Below are 19,726 nucleotides of genomic sequence, written 5' to 3'. Positions count from 1 at the left end.
CGGGAAAATGGCAACATCGGAAACACCTTCGGGCATTGCAGAAGTGGCGGTTCGCCGTACCGGCTGGTGGGAACCGGCGCTCAAAGCGCGGGAAACCGGGCTCATCGTCATCATCCTCGCGCTTTTCGCGGTGATGTCCTTCATATCCCCGTATTTCCTGACCGTGGACAATCTGCGGGCCATGGCGATGGTTTTCGCCATCGAAAGCATCGTCGTGGTGGGCATGACGATCCTGTTGATCTCCGGCGGTATCGATCTTTCCGTCGGTTCCGTCACGGCGCTTGCGATGGTGGCGGCGGGCTGGCTGTTCCTCAACGGCGTTGACCCCTGGGTCGCGGCGGGGCTCGCGATCTGCCTGACGACATTGGTCGGCATGGCCATGGGATTTCTGACGACGGTCATCGGCCTGCATCATTTCATCGTGTCGCTCGGCGTCATGGTGATTGCGCGCGGCGTTTGCCTGCTGGCAACGGGCGGCCGGCCGCTCGGTCTCTACACGCTGCCGCCGGAATTCAAGTTCATCGGTCAGGGCGCACTAGGCGGCGTTCCGCTGGTGCTGATCATCTTCGCGGTGGTTGTCGTTTCCTCCGATCTGCTGCTGCGGCGCACGACCGCATTCCGCAAGGTTTTCTATACCGGCAGCAATCCGAAGGCCGCGGCCTATTCCGGCATCCGCGTCGGCCGGGTGATGTTTGCCACCACCACGCTTTGTTCGATGCTGTGCGGTGTCGCAGGCGTCATCTATATGGCGCGTTTCGGATCAGCCCAGCCGAGCTTCGGCGTCGGCATGGAGCTTAACGTGATTGCGGCGGCGGTCATCGGCGGCGCCAGCCTTTCGGGCGGCTCGGGCACCATTCTTGGCGCAATCCTCGGGGCGATCCTTCTGTCGGTCGTCTCCAGTTCGCTTGCCTTGCTCAATGTGTCTGTCTACTGGCAGGACATCATCAGGGGAAGCATATTGCTGACGGCGGTTCTGTTCGACCACTATCTGGTCAGGCGTCGCCGCTGAGCGCCCATTGGGCGGCCATGGGTAACTGGAGAGAGACGATCATGCTGGACACCAAGGACGACTTCGATCAACAGCGGCAGATGTACTCCGTCCTGGTGCTGCATTTCATCGAGGGTGTGAAGCAGTCGGAGATCGCCGAGCGGCTCAATCTTTCCCATACCAAGGTGAACCGGATGATTGCGGCGGGCCGCAAGGCGGGCATGGTGAAGATCACCATCGCCAGTCCCTATCAGAGACTGGTGGATCTCGAAAATGAGATCACCCGCCGTTTCGGCCTAAGGCAGTCGGTGGTGACGCCAACGGTCTCCGATAATCCCGAGACAGCGCTGCAGATGGTCGGGCGGGTTGCCGCCAACCATTTGCTGGAAACCATCCGCGACGGCGACGTGATTGCGATTACCGGCGGCAAGGCGGTAAGTGCAGTTGTCGACAATCTGGAGGCGGAGCGCCGCTTCGATGTGCGGGTGGTGCCGCTGACCGGCGGTGTGCAGGGCAAGCACTATACGGATGTCAATCATCTGGCCACGCAACTGGCGGAAAAGCTCGGCGGCAGCGCCTCGCTCATTCATGCGCCGCTGTTTGCCGAGGATGAGGAACAGCGTGATCTCCTGATGAATGTCGCATCGATCCGCGAGGTTTTCGACTTGGCGCGGCAGGCGCAGGTGGCGCTGGTTGGCATCGGTTCGGTGGAGGCGCCCGGCTCCGGTTACTACGATCTGCTGCCGGATGTGGCCCGTGGCGGGCAGGCGCTGGTGGATGCCGGCATTGCCGGGGAATTCCTTGCCCATCTCACCATGGCGGACGGGCAGCTGGCGCGGATCGATCTCAACTCGCGCGTGGTGGCGCTGCATCCCGGGCAGCTCGCCCGGTGCCCGAACATCATCGGCGTGGCGGCAGGTGCCATCAAGGCTGGACCGGTGGCGGCCACGCTTGCCGGCCGCTATCTGACCTCGCTCGTCGTGGACGAGGCGATCGCCGGCTATTTACTGGATCAGGAAGAAGGGGAAACCTCGTGACGGACAATTCAATATTGACCCGGACGATTGGCGGCAGCGGTATCAGCGCATCAGCCGTGGGACTGGGTACATGGGCCATCGGCGGCTGGATGTGGGGCGGCACCGACGAGCGGCAGTCCATCGCCGCCATCCAGGCCTCCATCGACGCCGGCATTTCCCTGATCGATACCGCACCGGCCTATGGCATGGGGCTTGCGGAAACCATTGTCGGCAAGGCGATTGCCGGCAGGCGCGACAAGGTGGTGCTGGTCACCAAATGCGGCCTCGTCTGGCATGTGAACGAGGGCGCCTATTTCTTCCATCAGGACGGCAAGCCCGTTCACCGTTATCTCGGTGCCGCTTCGATCCGGTACGAGGTCGAAGAGAGCCTGAAGCGGCTCGGAACTGACTATATCGACCATTACGTCACCCACTGGCAGGATGCGACAACGCCGATTGCCGAGACGGTGGAAACGCTTGTGCGCCTGAAGGACGAAGGCAAGATCCGCTCGATTGGCGCCAGCAACGTCTCGCCCGAGGATCTTGCGGCCTATATCGCCACCGGCGCGCTGGATGCCATTCAGGAAGAATATTCCATGGTGCGGCGAGACATCGAGACGACGCTGCTGCCGCTTTGCCGAAAGAATGCGGTCTCGGTCCTCAGCTATTCGTCGCTGGCGCTGGGGCTTCTGTCCGGCAAGGTCGGGCCTGAGCGGGTTTTTGCGCAAGACGATCAGCGCAACGGCAACCCGCGCTTCAGCCAGGCAAATCGCGAGAAGATCGCGCGGCTGATGCACGCGCTGGAACCCGTGGCCGAGGCGCATGGAGCGTCGATTGCGCAGGTGGTGATTGCCTGGACGATCGCCCAGCCTAGCATAACGTTCTCATTGTGTGGTGCGCGCGATCCGGCTCAGGCGGTTGAAAACGCCGCTGCGGCACGCCTGCGACTGACGGATGGTGAACTGGCTCTCATCAGCGCCGGGGTCGCGGAGCATCTCGTGGGGCTCGATGCCTGAAACATGTAGCTGAGGCGGGGTTTCCGGCGAATACGGCATAATTTTCGCCACCCTTTTCTCTCGTCGCTTTAAACGGTCAACAACATTGGGACGCTGGTCATCAGCCAGCGAACGGTATTTCTATGCCCAGTTTTCGCGAGGACGCTCTGCGCCGCATCCGGCTCGACGGTGATTTCGATGCCGTCGTCATCGGCGGCGGCATCAACGGAATTGCCGCCTATCGCGATCTTTCCCTGCAGGGGCTGCGGGTGCTTCTGGTCGAGCGCAATGATTTTTCCTCCGGTTGCAGCGCCGCCCCTTCGCGTATGATCCATGGTGGTCTTCGTTACCTGGAAAATGGCGAATTCGGCCTCGTTGCGGAATCGCTGCGGGAACGCGATGCGCTTCTGACGCTAGCACCACATATGGTTCATCCGTTGCCGACCACGATCCCCATCTTCTCGACTTTTAGCGGCCTGTTCAACGCGGCTGCGACCTTTGTCGGGTCCGGCGGAAAACCCGCCAGCCGGGGGGCGCTGGCCATCAAGGCGGGCCTCATGCTCTATGACTTCGTCACCCGCAAAAACCGCATCCTCCCCCGCCATGAGTTTCGCAGCGCGGGCAAGACTCTGCAGCGCTGGCCGGGCCTGACGCCTGACATCAGATATTCGGCAACTTATTACGATGCCTGGATCAGCCAGCCCGAACGGCTTGCGCTTGAACTTCTGATCGACACCCGCACCGATGCACCGCAAAGCATTGCGCTCAACTATGCCGAACTGGTCCGTTCTGGTGAGGAGTATCGTCTTCGGATCGAGGGTACGGATGAAACCATGTCCATCCGCCCGCGGATCATCGTCAATGCGACGGGCGCCTGGATCGACGAGACGATTGGCACGCTGACTGCCGCCCCGACTGCGGAAAAAACAAAACCGACCGTCTCCGGCACCAAGGGATCGCATCTGATCCTCGCCAATGAGGCGCTTCTCAAGGCCCTGAACGGCCATATGATTTTTTTCGAAAATGCCGACAACCGCGTCTGTATTCTCTTTCCCTATCTTGGCCGGGTTCTCGCGGGCTCGACGGATATCAAGGTGGATCGTCCCGAGCGGGTGCGATGCGAACCAGAGGAACGCGATTATATTCTCGAGGCGATCCGTCAGGTCTTTCCGCAGATTGTCATCGACCATTCCGACATCGTCTTCAGTTTCAGCGGCATACGTCCGCTGCCGCGCAGCGATGCGGCCTTTACCGGAAGAATATCCCGCAGCCATTTCATCCACCGCGTTGAGGGCGATCCGCCGCAGCTTTGCATGATCGGCGGCAAGTGGACGACGTTCAGAGCCTTTGGCGAACAGGTGACCGATGAGGTTCTGGCCTTTCTCGGGCGAAAGCGGCTGGCCGGCACCATGAACCGCCCGATCGGCGGCGGCAGAAATTTCCCCACCGGTGCCGGACGCCTGCCGGCGCTGCTGTCGGAGGAGTTTTCGATTGGTAGGGACAGGGCCCAGCATCTGGCATCGGCCTATGGTTCACGCGCGCTCGAATTGATGGGCTTTTGCCGGGGCCGCCCGGATGACATCCCGCTTTGTGAAAATCTGCCGATCACGGCCGCAGAGGTGGTCTGGCTGATCCGTTCCGAACATGTCCTGCACCTGACCGATCTCGTCCTGCGGCGCACGACACTGGCCATTACCGGCGTCATCGATGCCGATATGATCGATGCGATCCTGAACGTCGCAGCGCGCGAACTGGGCTGGGCGCCGAGCCAGGCGGCAGAGGAACGGCAGCGGCTGATTGACGAACTGGAGATCTTTTACGGGGTCACGACAGCAATGCTTGAACACAGATGCAAGGAGAATGCATGATGATGCGGATTTCAAAAAAGGCGCGCATGAACCGGCTGTTCCGCAATGGCGGATGCCTGGACGTTGCCATCGATCATGGGGTTTGCAACGAGCCGAGCTTCCTCGTCGGGCTGGAGGACATGGCCCAAACCGTGGACAGGCTGGTGGAAGCGGCTCCCGACGCCATCCAGATGGCCTACGGGCAGGCGGACCTGCTGCAGCAAAGGCCGGAGCGCGACAAGCCGGCGCTCGTCATGCGCATCGATATGGGCAACCCCTATAATTCAACGCGCCACAGAACCATGTGGTCACAACTCCAGAACTACCACGATCCGATCATCGGTGCGCTGGAAATGGATGCCGCCTGCGTCGTCGTGAACCTGTTCATGCTGCCGGACGAGCCGGAACTGTTTCGCCAATGTGTCGAGAACATCAGCCGGGTGCGCGCCGATTGCCATCGTTTCGGCATGCCGCTGATGATTGAGCCGCTGGTGATGCTGCCGAATGATGTGCGTGGCGGTTATCAGGTGGATGGCGACGCGGAAAAGATCGTCACGCTGGTGCGTCTTGCCTCGGAAATGGGAGCCGATATCATCAAGGCCGATCCCACCAGCAATCCGCTGGATTTTCACAAGGTGATCGAGGCTGCGCGTTGCCCGGTGCTGGTGCGGGGCGGGGGGCGTGAGGACTTGCGCAATGTGCTGGCGAAATCGGCGGCTCTGGTGGCCGAAGGTGCGAACGGGATGGTGTATGGGCGCAACATCTATCAGCATGACAACCCGAAGGCCGTCGTTGCGGCCTTGATGGCGATCATCCATCAGGGTGCGAGTGGCGAGGAAGCATGGGACATCTATAATCGTGGCTGACAAAAATCACATATTGGGTCTGGATGTCGGCAACACGGTGATCAAGGCCGTGTTGTTCGACACGGCCGGCCGACAGGTCGCGCAACACGCCATCGACGGCCATTCGACATTTCCGCAGCCCGGTTACGTCGAGCGTGATCTTGAAGAATTATGGCGCAACGGATGCGAAGCGATCCGCCAGCTTCTGGCAAAATCGTCTGTCGATCCCGCAAGCATTCTTGCGGTTGGCTGCGCCGGTCACGGTAACGGTCTCTACCTGCTGGACAAGGATCAGCAGCCCCTGATCGGCATCCAGTCGCTTGACAGCCGTGCCGCCGATGTGGCGGCCGAGCTTGATCGGAAAAGCGGAGCGCAGTTGCAGGCCCGTTGCCTGCAACGGCCATGGCCCGCGCAAACGCCGAGCCTGTTGGCTTGGGTAAAACGGCATGCGCCCGATATGTATGCCCAGACCGGAGCGGTGCTGTTCTGCAAGGATTTCGTCAATTTTCGCCTGACGGGTTGCCTTGCGAATGATATTTCCGATCTTAGCGGTGCGGGACTGCTTGCTTTCCCCGAAACAAAGCTCGACCGGGAACTCCTGTCGCTCTATGGGCTTGATGATGCCGTTGCCTTTTTTCCACGCCTCGTGGAATCGGCGGATATCGTCGGCCATGTGACAGCTGAGGCATCGGGTCTGACGGGGCTTTCCATAGGTACCCCCGTTATTGGCGGTTTCTTCGATGTCGTCTCCAGCGCCATGGGGTCGGGCGTCATCAATGCCGGGGAGGCCTCCATCATCGCCGGCACCTGGAGCATCAATCAGGTTTTCGCGGATAAACCGGTCATCAGTCCGGATGTCTTCATGGTCACGACCTTTGGCCGCAACCGTTACGTCAATATCGAATCCAGCGCCACCTCCGCGGCCAATCTCGAATGGTACGTGCATCGCGTTCGCGCCGACCATGGCGACCATGCCTTCGAGCGCTGCAACGAATTGGTCGGTTCCGTCACGCAACGCGCTGATGATCCGTTCTTTCACCCCTTCATCTTCGGCTCGCGGCTGGGTGCGGAATTCCGTGGTGGTTTTTACGGCCTCGCGGGCTGGCATGGCGAAGGCCATATGTTGAGGGCGTTGTTCGAGGGTGTGTGTTTCGAACACCGTCGCCATATCGGCGTGCTGCGTGAAGCGGGCCTGGCTGTCGAGGGCGCCGTGATGTCCGGCGGCGGTTCCCGCAGCCAGCACTGGCCGCAGATCATGGCGGATGTTCTGGAAATTCCCCTGCGTGTCGCGGAGGCCCGTGAGACCGGCGCGCTCGGTGCGGCAATTGGTGCGGCGGTGGCGATCGGTCTCTATCCGGACTACGAAGAGGCGGTCGCGGCCATGACGCGGGTGGCGAATTCCTATGAGCCGAATGCGAGCCAGGTCATGCACTACCGGCGGCGCTATGGGCTTTATGCCCAACTCACGGACCAGTTGCGCGGTTTCTGGAACGCCCTGCGTCTACAGGAGGGATAGTCGTTTTCACCTAGGTCCCCCGTGGCGCGCCCAAGCGCGCCACTTGGAGAGGTCTGGGCTGGGAAATGGAAGATGGACTTTGTTGGCAAATTGAGCATCTTATTCCTGCAAGCAGTAATGGGATAATCAGCAGCAGATGGATATCAGGCGCCTGAAATCGTTTATCACGATTGTCGACATGGGTAGCATAACAAGAGCGGCCGATGTGCTGCACATTGCCCAACCGGCGCTCAGCCAGCAGCTGGCAAGCATTGAGGAACATTTCCGCCAGAAACTGTTGACCCGAAGCCAGCAGGGCGTCGTCATGACCGATGCCGGCAAGGTCGTCTACAGGCATGCGCAGGTTATTCTGCGGCAGATGGAACAGGCGCAGGCGGAGGCACTCGAAGCGGGCGCGGTCCTGTCCGGCAAGGTTTCGGTGGGGCTTGCGCCTTTCAGCAGTGCCGCCACACTGGCATTGGGCCTGATGGAGGAAACCAAGCGGCTTCATCCCGGCATTCTGCTGCACATCACGGAAAGCGTCAGCCAGCCCTATAGTCAGATGATCATGAATGGCCGTCTGGAAATGGGGTTGATCCACGGCGTCGGGCCGATCCGGGGCGTCAAGTTCACGCCCCTGTTTCGCGAGGAATTTGTGCTCGTCGTCCATAACAGCTTCGGGGTGGAACCGGGCGATGCACCGATCACGGTTGCAGAACTGGCATTTTTGCCCTTCCTTCTGCCGCCGACCTATAATTTCGTGCGCCGCGCCATCAACCTTGCCTTCACCCGCAGCCGCAAGGATCTGATTGTGATGGCGGAGCTGGAATCGGTCAGGACCATTGCGCGCGGTGTGGATGCCGGGCTTGGCGCGACGATTACGCCCAAGGCTATCGCTAACCGCATCGTGGCGGAATCCAACCAGCAGATCGTCGTCAGGCAGATTGCAAGCCCGATGATCGAGGAAACCCTGTCCTTCTGCGTATCGGACAACACGCCGCTCTCGGAGCCTGCGCTCGCGGTGAAGGAGATATTGCTGCAGCTGGCGGAGACCCTGAAATAAAAGGCCCCAAGGCAATTCTTAAACCACGCGCCGGACCAGTTTTTCGGTCCCGCGCGTGGAAAACGCTCTAAAGCATCGATTCCCTGCGGCAGTTCACCAGCAGTTCGGCCACCGAAAGATTGTTCGGCAGGCGAAGGAGGGTTTCCACCATTTCGGCGAGATCTTCCGGCTGGGTCATATCCTCGCGGGTGACCTCCGTTTCGCCGGCTGTCATATCCGTTGCGATATAACCGGGGCAAAGTGCTGTCGCCCGCACGCCGCTGTCCCACAGTTCCTGCCGGATGCCGTGGGTGAGGGCGACGACGGCAAATTTCGTCATCGCATAACCGACATTGGAGCCTACACGGCGTCCCGCCAGCGAGGCGACATTGATGACCCTGCCCTGCCCGGTTTTTACGAGATGGGGAATGGCGGCGCGGGTTACCCTCAGCGGCCCCTTAACGTTGATGCGCCACATCTGGTCGAGGCTGTCCTCGCCCGCATCCATGACCCGGACTTTGGGATTTATGCCGGCGCAATTCACCAGGCCGTCGATCCGGCCGTATCTTTCCGCGACGGCCTCGACCCAGGCCTCCGCCGACCCTGCCTCTTCCGCATCGTATCGATCGGCCGAAAGCCGGTCCTTCACGTCAATGGCGTCCGGATTTCGCGCTCCCGCCGCGACGGTGAAACCGGCTTCGTGAAGCCTTTTGGCGATCGCAAGGCCAAGACCCCGCGATGCACCGGAAACCATGATGACACGGCCACTTCCTCCCAACATGCTGCTCTCCCTATTTCATTCCATTGCAGAATTCGGCGATGCGGGCGCATCCTTCGGCCAGATTCTCCATGCTGGTGGCATAGGAAAGCCGGAAGAAAGGGCTCATGCCATAGGCCGCGCCCTGCACTGTCGCAACGTGATGTTCGGCAAGCAGCGCCATGACGAAATCGGTATCATTCTCGATCTTTGTGCCGGCCTTCGTCGTCTTGCCGATCAGCTCCCCGATATTCGGGAAGATGTAGAAGGCGCCTTCCGGCTTGTGGCAGCGAATGCCGTCAATTTCCGCAAATCTTTCGAGCACGAAGTCACGGCGCGTCTTGTAGATGTCGGCGCGCTCTTTCAGGAGATCCTGCGGGCCATCGAGAACCGCAACGGCCGCCGCCTGCACGATTGTCGCCACACCCCCGCTGTTCTGGGTGTTGACGTTGCTGATGGCCTTGATGAGATCCTTCGGGCCGCCACAGAAACCCAGGCGCCAGCCGGTCATCGCATAGGCCTTGGATGCGCCGTTGACGGTCAGAACCCGGTCGTAAAGCCGCGGTTCGACTTCTGCGATGGTGCAGAATTCGAAGTCGTCATAGATCAGATGCTCATACATGTCGTCTGTCATGATCCAGACATGCGGATGCCGCAGCATGACTTCGGCAATGGCCTTCATTTCCGCGCGGGAGCAGGCGGCACCGGTCGGGTTGTTGGGGAAGTTGAAAAGCAGCCATTTGGTTTTCGGGGTAATGGCGGCTTCGAGATCTTCGGCCCGCAAGCGGAAACCGTTATTCTGGGGGCAGACCACCGGCACCGGCACGGCACCCGCAAACTTGACGATATCGGCATAGCTGATCCACGACGGCGCGGGGATGACGACTTCATCGCCCGGGTCGCAGGTGGCCATGATGGCGTTGAAGATGATCTGCTTGCCGCCGCCCGCCACCAGAATCTGGCTCTGATCGTAATCCAGATTGTTATCGCGTTTGAATTTCCGCTGGATCGCGGCCCGCAGTGCAGGCGTTCCGTCGGCGGGCGGATATTTCGTATCGCCGGCAAGGGCCGCCGCATGCGCCGCCTCGACAGCATGCGCAGGTGTGGGGAAATCCGGCTCGCCGGAAGACAGGCTGATGACCTTGATGCCCTGCGCCGCAAGGTCGCGGGCTTTCTGGGTCATGGCGAGCGAGGCTGAAACGGTGACGTTGTTGAGACGTTGGGCGATAGTGGGCATGGATCATTTCCGATTGTAACGGTGAAGGGCAGGCATCTTCGTGGCGCCAGTGCTGACAAAGAGGTTACGGGAAATTGCCGCCGTTTCCCCAATACGACTTCGATGTGACGTCATACGGGATTTTGATGCATCCGTTTCAAACGGCTGCCCGGTCCATACTCGTATGCGATGACCTCAGAGCAATAAACTATTATGCAGCCCGTCGGCTTAGCCCCTAAGCTTCATGCAACAACACGGGAACGACGTGTCGGGCAATATTACCCAGAGAGGTAACCGGCGCGAAAATGCACAAACATGCGACAGGGGCCGGCAAAAAGACCGGATACCTCGACAGGGAGCACACCCAGCAAATTCTAGTCATAGGGCCGGGACGACGTCGTCGTTCGGCTCAACGCGATGCCTCGTGCCGTATTCAACGCGACGGGAGTATAGATGTCGGATATTGCGATTATGGAACCACATGCCCCGCCACGCCGTGGAGTTTCCGGCTGGAAAGCCATCGAGCGCCGGCTGTTTTCACCCGGCATACTCATATTGCCGCTTTTGATCTTTCTGCTGTTCTTTTTCTTTCTTCCGGCCATTCGCCTGATGACGTTCAGCGTCATGACGCAGAATTCGCAAGGGTTGATCGGTTCGCCCTTCACGCTTGCGCATTATATTCGCTTCTTCGAGGTCGATCTTTACCAGAAGGTGCTCTGGGCGACGATCCGCATCAGCCTGATCACCTCGGTTATAGCGGCGATACTGGCCTATCCGGTCGCGACCGTATTGGTGCGCGGCAATATCGCCACGACACGTATCATCACCTTGATCGTGATCGCACCATTGGCCGTCAGCGTCGTGGTCCGTGCCTATGGCTGGCAACTGATCCTCGGCAACGGCCCGACAGGGCTATTAAATTACGTCCTGATGAATCTCGGGATCATAGAGAGCCCGCTGACGCTGCTGTTTTCGGATGCCGCCGTCATCATCGGTTCTCTCCACATCTTCTTCCCGATGATGGTGCTGCCGCTGTCTTCCGCTCTTGGCAAGATCGATCCCAATCTTCAGCAGGCCGCCCGCACGCTGGGGGCGCCCGCTTGGAAGGTGTTCCTTCGGATCACATTTCCCCTTAGCCTTCCCGGCCTGCTGGCAGGCTTCACGCTGGTGTTCTCGCTCGCCTCCGCATCCTACGTCATTCCCGCTTTGATCGGCGGTCCCGGCTCGCAAATGCTCGGAAACATGGTCGAACAGCAGGTTCTCGCGGTCTATGACTGGCCGTTCGGCGCCACCATCGCCACCATCCTCGTTTTCATCGTCATTCTGATCAACGCCGTTTCGATGAGGCTGCTCGGCGGGCGTCGTATCAAGGCAAGCGCGTCATGAACAATAAGCTGACAGGCACTCCCGCCATCGTACTTTACGCGATCACCGCCGCCATGATGGTCTTCATCCTGGCTCCGATCATCCTCGTCGTCGCCATCTCGTTCTCCGACAGTTACTTCGTCACCTTTCCGCCGCAGGGCTTCACGTTCCGCTGGTATGCAATGGTGATGCAGAACGAGGAGTTTACCGCCGGCCTGACGTTCAGCGCGGCACTGGCGGTGGCGACGACCATTCTTTCGCTGGCGCTCGGCGTTCCGGCTGCCTTCGCGCTCTCCCGCGGAAAGTTCATCGGCCGTTCGCTGATGAAGGGGCTGCTGCTTTCGCCGCTGATCTTCCCCGTGCTGGTGACCGGCCTTGCGCTGCTGCAGCTCTTCTCCGGCTTCGGCTGGATGGATACCAAGCTTAAGCTTCTGATCGCCCATACAGTGGTGACGTCGCCCTATGTGATCCGCACGGTTCTGACCAGCCTCCAGCTCGTCAATACGAGCCTTGAGGAGGCGGCGCGCACGCTTGGCGCCACCCGCTGGAAAACCTTCACGCGGGTGATCTTTCCGCAGATCGCGCCCGGCGTCGCCTCCGGCTCGATCTTCTGCTTCATGGTTTCTTTCGACAATTATCCCGTTTCGATGTGGCTGGCCGATTCCGCGAACCTGCCCGTGCCCATCGTTCTCTATCGCCAGATCGGCACGGTCTTTGATCCTTCGGTCGCGACCATGTCCACCATCATCATCGTTCTGGCGGTTACCGTCGTGCTCGTCCTCGACAGGCTGGTGGGTCTGCGCCGGGCAATGGCTATGTAAATCAACAACAAGAGGGGTACCGGAAATGACAGACAAGACCATCATCATGAAACGGCGCAGTTTTCTGACAGTCACCGCTGCTACGCTCGCCACACCCTATTTTTATACCGCGGCTTCCGCTCAGGACCGCACCATGTATGTCGGCGTCTATAATTCGGCGCAGGGCGGGCTGATCAAGAAGGAAGTGATCCCGGCCTTTGAAAAGGAATATAAGTGCCGGGTCTTGACCACCGAAGGCGCAACGCTTGCCAACATCGCGACGCTGCGCGCCACCCGCGAAAATCCGCAATATAGCGTGATGTCGATGGACGATGTCGGCGTTCCCCAGGCCAAGGAGGAGGGCCTGATCGAGCAATTGCCGGCAGATGAAATCCCCAACCTCAAGAACGTCTATTCCCGCTATCTTTTTGAAGACAATTTCGGTGTTGGTTTTGCAATTTCGATCGCCGGCCTGTTCTACAATCCGACGACGGGCAAGCCGTTCGAAAGCTACGAACAGATGTTCGACAAGAAATATGCCCGCCGCATGCTTCTGAATACGCCGAAGAACACCCAGAGCGTTCTGATGCTGATGGTGGCGGCCGCACTTTCGACCGGCAAGCCGCTGAAGGAAGCGCAATATGATACGGATGCCGGCTGGGCGAAACTTGCCGATCTGAAGCCGAATGTCCTGTCCATCTATGATGCGGAAGCCCAGACGATGATGGTCGCGCAGGGCCAGGCGGATTTCGGCGGTATCGAATATTCCAAGGCCGTTTATCCGCACACCAAAAAAGGCGTGCCGCTGGACATGACCTTCCCGAAGGAAGGAGCTTTCACCGGCATTAACTCCATCGCGCTGGTCAAGGGCGGGCCGCATCGCGATCTTGCGCTCGCCTATATCAACCGCATCCTCGATCCCGGTGTGCAGAAGATGCTGTCTGAAGCCACGCTCAGCGCCCCCTCCGTCAAGGGCATCGAGTTCGGCGCGGATACGGCGAAGTTCTTGGCCTATCCGGAAGCGAAGATGGAATCGCTGAACCTCTTCACGCCGGACTGGAAATACATCATTCCGCGCCGCGCGCAGTGGCTCGAAAAATACAACCAGACCTTTAACGGCTGAGGAATAGAGATGAAATCCGTAGAAGTCCGCCTGGAAAGACTGACCAAGCACTACAGCGGTCAGGTCGTTGCCGTCGATGATGTTTCGCTTACCGTCAAGGCAGGGGAAATCCTGGCGCTTCTCGGTCCAAGCGGATGCGGGAAAACGACCTGCCTTCGCATGATTGCGGGGCTTGTCGATCCCACCTCGGGTGAAATCGTGGTCGGCGGCAAGCCGACCACGCGCACCCCGGTTCATCGCCGCAATGTCGGCATGCTGTTTCAAAACTATGCCCTGTTTCCCCATATGACCGTTGCCGAAAACGTTGCCTTCGGCCTCGAGATGCGGGGCGTTTCCAAGGCTGATCGGCAAGGGCGCGTCAAGCAGGCGCTCGATCTCGTTCAGCTGCACGCGTTCGGCGACCGGCTACCGGCGCAGCTTTCCGGCGGCCAGCAGCAGCGTGTGGCGCTGGCGCGTGCGCTGGTGATAGAACCTTCGATGCTGCTTCTGGACGAGCCGCTTGGCGCACTCGACAAGGGCCTGAGGGAAAGCATGCAGGTTGAAATCCGCAGCCTGCAGCAGCGGCTTGGCCTCACCACCATCATGGTGACGCATGATCAGGACGAGGCCCTGACCATGGCGGACCAGATCGCCGTGATGCGGGACGGCAATCTCGAGCAGATCGCACCGGCAGGCGAAATCTACCAGAAGCCGCTGACGCGCTTCGTCGCCGGTTTCATCGGCGCCTCGAACTTCTTCGAGGCAAGCGTGGTGGAACGCAATGGCCGTTCCGCACGGCTGGTCACTGGTTCCGGCGTTTGGCTCGATGTCGAGGATATGGGGGCGGTTCAGGGCGACAAGGTCGTCGTGACCGTTCGCCCCGAAGCAATCTCGGTCTCACCGCTTGCGGTCGATGCGGGTGAAAGCGCCAGCAATTCCACTACGGCGCGGGTGGAGCAGGTCGTCTATCGCGGTTTCATGCTGCATTATTACCTGCGGCTGGACAATGGCGAGCCGATGATCGCCTACCGGCAGACCCAGACGGAAGGTTTCACCAATGCCGTCAGCGCCGCGGGTGATCGGGTGAGACTGAGCTGGACGAGCGACAGCAATCACGTGATCCAGCTGAATTGATGCTTCTGTGGCCGGGTCGCTCAGGCGGCTCGGCTGGCGGCGGATCGAAATCCGGGCCGTATTCCATAGTCGGCAAAAATTACGGCACCGCGCTCCTGACATGGAATGCGGTGCCGTGCTTTTTTGTGCTTCAGGATATGAGGCGTATGCCGCTTCAGGCAACGACTTCGCGAGCCGGCACGACACTACCGCCGCAGGCTTCCACCTCGCTGCGCACCGTGCGCGCAAGCTCCAGCGAGCCGGGCGTATCGCTGTGAACGAGAATCGATCTGGCGCGAACGGGAATGATCTCGCCCTCGATGGTCGTGACGGTGCCTTTTTCCAGAAACTGGCGCACGCGCGCGCGCACTTTTCCCTCTTCCTTGATGACGGAATTGGGCAGCTTGCGCGGCACGAGCTGGCCCTTCACATCATAGGCCCGGTCGGCGAGAAAGAGGTTGAGCACTTTCAGCCCGCAATCCAGCGCCGCCTTTTCGATCAGCATGTCCGGCATCGAAAAGACGATGAGATTGGGATCGACCGCCCTGATTTTTTTCATGATCCGTTCGGCAAGCGCCGCATCGCGGTTGATCATGTTGCCCATGGCGGCATGGAAGCTGATATGGGAGAGCGCGACCTCCTGCGCCCTGGCAATCGCCGAAAGCGCGCCGAGCTGGTAGAGAACCTGCTGTTCCATTTCTTCCGCATCGACGGGAATTTCTCGGCGGCCGAAGCCGAGGCGATCGGCAAGGCCCGGATGGGCGCCGATGCCGACGCCGTTCCGTTTGGCGAGACGCACCATGCGCGCCATCATTTCCGGATCGCCCGCATGGAATCCGCAGGCGATATTTGCCGAAGAGACGACTTCCATAAGTTTCTCGTCGTCGCAGACCTTATAGACGCCGAAACCTTCGCCCATATCGGAATTAACATCGATTTTCATGGTTCCCTCTCCTTGTTTTTCAGGATTATCGTCTTGTGAACGTGCCGAGTGCGGCGGTGACCATCGGCAGCGTCTTGCGGATATCTCCGAAATAGGTGTCGATCGCCTGTTCGACTTCCAGCGCCTCACGCACCGTCGCCTGCACGAAGCGGATGCGGCTGCCGATGCGCGCCTGTCCGAGCCGCCAAAGATCGCTGTCGATGATACCAGCCATCTTCGGATAACCGCCGGCCGTATTGGCGTCGCTCATCTGGATGATCGGCTCGCCGCCCGGCGGCACCTGAACCACACCCGGAATGACGCCATAGGAACGCAATTCGACGGGAGCCGAAAGCATAAGTGGCGTGCCGGCAAGCCGGTAGCCGGTGCGGTCGCTCTGCGAGGTGATTTTCCAGGCTTCCGACCAGAAACGTTCAGCACCTTCGCCGAAAAGATCGTGTTCGGCCGCTGGAATGGCGCGCAGCAGCAATTCGCCAGTGTCGGACACCGGAAACATATCCGGCATCGCATCAGCAAGCGGCATGACGCCAAGGCCGTTTGCGGGCAGCGGCGCGGTCTCGGATGGCAGAAGCGCAAGCCTGTCGCCGGTGGCGAGATGGCGTCCTTCATGGCCGCCGAAAGAGCCGCGAAGCGAGGTGCTGCGCGATCCCATCACCACGGGAACGTCGATGCCGCCCTGAAGGCAGAGATAGGCGCGCGCATTCTTCAGCGGTGTCGAAAGCTCGAGGATTTGACCCTTCTCGGCCCGAAGGCACCAGTAGGGCGGCAAATCCGCGCGATCGAGCCGTGCCGCGCAATCCGCGCCGGTGACCGCGAAGGTCAGGGCCTCTTCGAATTCGATGCGGAAAGGGAAGGTCTGGATTTCAATCGCGGCGGCATCTTCGCCGTTGCCGACGAGGATATTGCCGACCCTGAGCGCGATGGGGTCCATCGCGCCCGTGGCGGTGATGCCGATATTGCGGTAACCCGCGCGGCCGAGATCCTGGACGGTGTTCAGCGGTCCGCAGGCAAGAATATGGATCATAGTTCGATCCTTTCAGGAAGGAAACGAACCCTGTCGCCGGGCGAAAGCACCGCCGGCTGCTCGGCCGTGGCGTCGAACATGGTGATTTCGGTGAAACCCAGCGAATTCCAGCCATTCGGCCCGGTCAGAACCGAGATACCGGACTGCATGCCGCCAATCGTCACCATGCCCTTCAACATGCGAAGCGACGGAACTTTCTTGCGCGGCATGAAAATGCGCGGATCGAGACCGCCGAGATAACCGAAGCCCGGCGCGCTGCCGACGGCAAAAACCGTATAGGTCTGCTCAAAATGCAGGCGCACGACTTCCCTGTCCGGCAGGCCCGAATAATCGCAGATCGCGGCAAGGTCGATGGCGTGCTCACCGCCATAGGTGGTCGGCACCTCGATGGTCTTGCCCAGAAGATCAAGTTCGCTGGTGCGTTGCCAGATGTCGAGAAGCTCGTCCTGCAAACGCCCGGCATCCTCCGGCGTGCGACGTAGCACGATCAGAAGGTTGGTCATGCCGGGTATGAGTTCCAGCACGTCAGGGCGGTCCTTCAGCGCGCGCGTCAGCGCCCATATGCGCCGCTGCGCGGGCAAATCCAGTTCGCCGGGCGCTTCGATCAGAAAGGTCTTGTTGCCGATCATCGAGATTTTCGGCAGGCCGAGATGGGCGGGGGAAAGGTGGGGCATTTTCAGCGAGGTATTGCTCATCGACGTCACCATCATGCTTCGGTCTTGAGAAGGGTGGAGCCATATCCGACAAGCGCGCCGGCCTCTGCCACCACTTCGGTGACGGTGCCGGCCCTGTCGGCGACTACCGGAACGATCACCGGTCCAACTGTCACGAATGCAACGATTTCTCCCTTCACTACCGATTTTCCTGTCTGAACCGGACGGTCGGCACGTTGCGGATGCGCTGGGGTGAAGATGCCGGCAATCGGCGCGCGGGCAAGGATTTCCCCCGTCTCTGCCGGCGCCCTGGCCGTCTCAGCGGGCCGCGGCGCGGCAGGAGCCTGGCCCCCTGTCATGGCGACGATCTTCAGTGACCCATCCGGCGTCTCTATTTCGATGGCGGACACGTTGTTGCGCTCAAGGTGAGCGGCAAGATCGGCAATGATGCCGGGCTCGCTATAGCGGGATATCGAAACGGACTGTCGCTTCATTTTGAACTCCGCGCTGCAAGCCAATGTTCGAGGTAATGGATATCCGTGCCGCCTTCGGAGAAGGCCGGGTCTTCCAATATTTCCCGATGCAGCGGCAGGTTGGTAGAGACGCCTTCGATGCGTATTTCGCCAAGCGCGCGCCGCATGCGCATGATCGCCTGTTCGCGCGTCGGCGCATGGACAATGAGCTTGGCGATCAGGGAATCGTAATGCGCCGAGACGCGATAACCCGCCGTCACATGCGTATCGACCCGCACGCCGGGTCCGCCCGGCAGGTGAAGCTGGGTGATCAGACCGGGGCAGGGAACGAAGTTGTAGGGGTCTTCGGCATTGATGCGGCACTCGATCGAATGCCCCTCGCAGACGATGTCTTCCTGCGAGATTTCAAGTGGATGGCCGAGAGCGACGAGAAGTTGCTGGCGTACCAGATCCACACCCGAGGTCATTTCCGTGACCGGATGTTCGACCTGCAGGCGGGTATTCATCTCGATGAAGTAGAATTCGCCGTTTTCATAGAGAAACTCAAAGGTGCCGACGCCGCGATAACCGATCTGGCGGCAGGCTTCGACGCAGCGATTGCCGACAAAGGCGGCAACATCAGGCGGGATGCCGATGGCCGGACCTTCTTCGACGACCTTCTGGTGTCGCCGCTGCATGGAGCAATCGCGCAGACCCACCCATACGCCGCCGCCCTGGCCATCGCAGAGAACCTGAATTTCGACATGGCGCGGATGTTCGAGGAATTTCTCGATATAGAGTTCCGGCGTTCCGAATGCCCGGCTCGCTTCTTCACGCGTGACGAGAACGGCATCCTGAAGAGCAGAGGCCTCGTGCACGACACGCATGCCGCGCCCGCCGCCGCCGCCGGCCGCCTTGACGATGACGGGATAACCGATTTCGGCAGCGATTTTCGAAACCTCCGCCATGTCATCCGGCAGGGCGGAATCGGGGCCGGGAACGCAGGGCACGCCGGCCTCCATCATCGCCCGCTTGGCCGCGATCTTGTCACCCATGGTGCGGATGGCGTCGGCGCGTGGACCGATGAAGACTGCACCCGCTTCCTCCACCGCTTGCGAAAACGATGCCCTTTCGGATAGAAAACCATAACCGGGGTGAACCGCACCTGCACCCGTCAGCTTCATGGCGAGCAGGATTGCCGGCACATTCAGATAGCTCTGGCCGGGAGAGGCCGGGCCGATGCAGATGGCGGTATCGGCCGCTTTCAGGTAATCCGCATCCTTGTCGGCTTCCGAATAGACCATGATGGTTTTCAGGCCGAGTTCACGGCAGGCGCGCTGCACGCGGAGTGCGATTTCGCCGCGATTGGCGATGAGGACGCTGTCGAATGCTCTTTGTTCGGCTGCCGCCTTTGGAAGTGACGCGTCCATCATTCGAACTCCAGCACCGGCTGTCCGAGTTCCACATCCTCGCCGTCATTGGCAAGGAACCGGGCGATCTTGCCGCCGCGTTCCGCCCTGACCGTGCTGAAGACTTTCATGGCCTCGATGATGAAGAGTTCCTGCCCTTCCGCAACCTCATCGCCGGCTTCGACGAAAGGCGGCGTGCCGGGGCTTGGGGCGCGATGGAAAAGACCGAATGAGGGTGCCGTGACGATGCCGGATGGTGCCGGAGCCGCTGCGGCGGATGCCGGTGCCTGTTCTTCGGCGCGCGGTGTCTCGGGTGCCGCTTCGGTCACCGGAAAAGCCTTGGGCTGCGGCGATGGCGATTGCGGTGAAACGGCGCTGTTGTCGCGAATGATCCGGACCGTGGTTCCCTCCTGGCTCACGGTCAATTCGGACACTCGCGAAGAGCCGACAAACTCGATCAGTTTCTTGATCTTTTCCAGATCCATATTGGTTTCCAACGTCTTTTTCGTCCCCAAGGCGGCAGGCAAACGGATCGGAGTCCGCACCCTATTCATCAGCAATAGCTACCATGTGGGCTGCATTGATGGGGTCAGACGAAGTTTCTATGGACACGGGTTTGAGGTTTGATATCCCGGCCTCGCGTGGTGAAACGGTTCAAAGACGT

At 60.3% G+C, this 19,726-nt stretch carries 19 protein-coding genes; 11 read left to right on the top strand and 8 right to left on the bottom strand.

The features are described from left to right. Window positions 1-7: 7 nt before the first annotated feature. From OK142_RS10080 to OK142_RS10050, 7 genes are all read left to right on the top strand, one after another. Window positions 8-1,009, top strand: coding sequence for an ABC transporter permease (locus tag OK142_RS10080; RefSeq protein WP_498682489.1), 1,002 nt, complete (start codon window positions 8-10; stop codon window positions 1,007-1,009). A 41-nt stretch (window positions 1,010-1,050) separates the two neighbouring features. Continuing rightward, window positions 1,051-2,025 (top strand): sugar-binding transcriptional regulator, encoded by a 975-nt coding sequence (locus tag OK142_RS10075; RefSeq protein WP_035242936.1) that lies wholly within the window; start codon window positions 1,051-1,053, stop codon window positions 2,023-2,025. Next, the gene (locus tag OK142_RS10070; RefSeq protein ID WP_498682488.1) at window positions 2,022-3,020 is read left to right on the top strand and encodes an aldo/keto reductase; all 999 of its coding nucleotides are present in this window, start codon (window positions 2,022-2,024) and stop codon (window positions 3,018-3,020) included. Before OK142_RS10075 ends, OK142_RS10070 begins: the two co-directional genes overlap by 4 nt. A 122-nt stretch (window positions 3,021-3,142) precedes the next feature. After that, window positions 3,143-4,867 (top strand): glycerol-3-phosphate dehydrogenase/oxidase, encoded by a 1,725-nt coding sequence (locus OK142_RS10065; protein ID WP_498682487.1) that lies wholly within the window; start codon window positions 3,143-3,145, stop codon window positions 4,865-4,867. A gap of 2 nt (window positions 4,868-4,869) precedes the next feature. Continuing rightward, window positions 4,870-5,712 carry a class I fructose-bisphosphate aldolase gene (locus OK142_RS10060; RefSeq protein WP_498682566.1) on the top strand — a complete coding sequence of 281 codons (843 nt, stop codon included), beginning with the start codon at window positions 4,870-4,872 and terminating at the stop codon, window positions 5,710-5,712. Beyond that, the gene (locus OK142_RS10055; RefSeq protein ID WP_498682485.1) at window positions 5,705-7,207 is read left to right on the top strand and encodes an FGGY-family carbohydrate kinase; all 1,503 of its coding nucleotides are present in this window, start codon (window positions 5,705-5,707) and stop codon (window positions 7,205-7,207) included. The genes OK142_RS10060 and OK142_RS10055 overlap by 8 nt, the downstream gene beginning before the upstream one ends. A gap of 136 nt (window positions 7,208-7,343) precedes the next feature. Then, on the top strand, window positions 7,344-8,249 hold the full coding sequence (locus OK142_RS10050; RefSeq protein WP_003497883.1) for a LysR substrate-binding domain-containing protein: 906 nt from the start codon (window positions 7,344-7,346) through the stop codon (window positions 8,247-8,249). A 67-nt stretch (window positions 8,250-8,316) separates the two neighbouring features. Here the strand turns inward: OK142_RS10050 and OK142_RS10045 are convergent, their stop codons facing one another. Next, window positions 8,317-9,009 (bottom strand): SDR family NAD(P)-dependent oxidoreductase, encoded by a 693-nt coding sequence (locus OK142_RS10045; protein WP_216333314.1) that lies wholly within the window; start codon window positions 9,007-9,009, stop codon window positions 8,317-8,319. A 10-nt stretch (window positions 9,010-9,019) separates the two neighbouring features. Beyond that, complete coding sequence (locus OK142_RS10040) at window positions 9,020-10,222, bottom strand: pyridoxal phosphate-dependent aminotransferase (protein ID WP_498682482.1); 1,203 nt, start codon at window positions 10,220-10,222, stop codon at window positions 9,020-9,022. 432 nt (window positions 10,223-10,654) lie between these two features. On the opposite strand from OK142_RS10040, the gene OK142_RS10035 reads away from it, so the two are divergent. From OK142_RS10035 to OK142_RS10020, 4 genes are read left to right on the top strand one after another with little or no spacing between them, the layout of a single operon-like run. After that, window positions 10,655-11,587, top strand: a complete 933-nt coding sequence (locus OK142_RS10035; RefSeq protein WP_498682480.1) for an ABC transporter permease — start codon at window positions 10,655-10,657, stop codon at window positions 11,585-11,587. Then, on the top strand, window positions 11,584-12,387 hold the full coding sequence (locus OK142_RS10030; RefSeq protein WP_313614140.1) for an ABC transporter permease: 804 nt from the start codon (window positions 11,584-11,586) through the stop codon (window positions 12,385-12,387). The genes OK142_RS10035 and OK142_RS10030 overlap by 4 nt, the downstream gene beginning before the upstream one ends. Window positions 12,388-12,412: 25 nt before the next feature. Beyond that, window positions 12,413-13,489, top strand: coding sequence for an ABC transporter substrate-binding protein (locus OK142_RS10025; RefSeq protein ID WP_498682478.1), 1,077 nt, complete (start codon window positions 12,413-12,415; stop codon window positions 13,487-13,489). A 9-nt stretch (window positions 13,490-13,498) separates the two neighbouring features. Continuing rightward, window positions 13,499-14,602: an ABC transporter ATP-binding protein gene (locus OK142_RS10020; RefSeq protein ID WP_498682477.1), complete on the top strand. Its 1,104-nt coding sequence runs from the start codon at window positions 13,499-13,501 to the stop codon at window positions 14,600-14,602. Between the two features lie 154 nt (window positions 14,603-14,756). Here the strand turns inward: OK142_RS10020 and OK142_RS10015 are convergent, their stop codons facing one another. The 6 genes from OK142_RS10015 to OK142_RS09990 are packed head-to-tail and all read right to left on the bottom strand — an operon-like array spanning window position 14,757 to window position 19,547. Continuing rightward, window positions 14,757-15,524, bottom strand: a complete 768-nt coding sequence (locus OK142_RS10015; protein WP_498682475.1) for a 5-oxoprolinase subunit PxpA — start codon at window positions 15,522-15,524, stop codon at window positions 14,757-14,759. A 25-nt stretch (window positions 15,525-15,549) separates the two neighbouring features. Then, entirely contained in the window at window positions 15,550-16,548 is a 999-nt protein-coding gene (locus OK142_RS10010) for a 5-oxoprolinase subunit C family protein (protein ID WP_498682473.1), read from the bottom strand. After that, complete coding sequence (pxpB, locus tag OK142_RS10005; RefSeq protein ID WP_498682471.1) at window positions 16,545-17,258, bottom strand: 5-oxoprolinase subunit PxpB; 714 nt, start codon at window positions 17,256-17,258, stop codon at window positions 16,545-16,547. The genes OK142_RS10010 and pxpB overlap by 4 nt, the downstream gene beginning before the upstream one ends. Then, on the bottom strand, window positions 17,255-17,695 hold the full coding sequence (locus OK142_RS10000; protein WP_498682468.1) for an acetyl-CoA carboxylase biotin carboxyl carrier protein: 441 nt from the start codon (window positions 17,693-17,695) through the stop codon (window positions 17,255-17,257). The genes pxpB and OK142_RS10000 overlap by 4 nt, the downstream gene beginning before the upstream one ends. After that, the gene (accC, locus tag OK142_RS09995; protein WP_498682466.1) at window positions 17,692-19,086 is read right to left on the bottom strand and encodes an acetyl-CoA carboxylase biotin carboxylase subunit; all 1,395 of its coding nucleotides are present in this window, start codon (window positions 19,084-19,086) and stop codon (window positions 17,692-17,694) included. The genes OK142_RS10000 and accC overlap by 4 nt, the downstream gene beginning before the upstream one ends. After that, on the bottom strand, window positions 19,083-19,547 hold the full coding sequence (locus tag OK142_RS09990) for an acetyl-CoA carboxylase biotin carboxyl carrier protein (RefSeq protein WP_216333296.1): 465 nt from the start codon (window positions 19,545-19,547) through the stop codon (window positions 19,083-19,085). The genes accC and OK142_RS09990 overlap by 4 nt, the downstream gene beginning before the upstream one ends. Window positions 19,548-19,726: the final 179 nt, after the last annotated feature.

The sequence above is a fragment of the Agrobacterium sp. BT-220-3 genome, assembly GCF_025910175.1.
GTDB lineage: Bacteria > Pseudomonadota > Alphaproteobacteria > Rhizobiales > Rhizobiaceae > Agrobacterium > Agrobacterium oryzihabitans.
The sequence above is the reverse complement of the archived record's forward strand: the minus strand, read 5'-3'. Positions and strand labels throughout refer to the sequence as shown.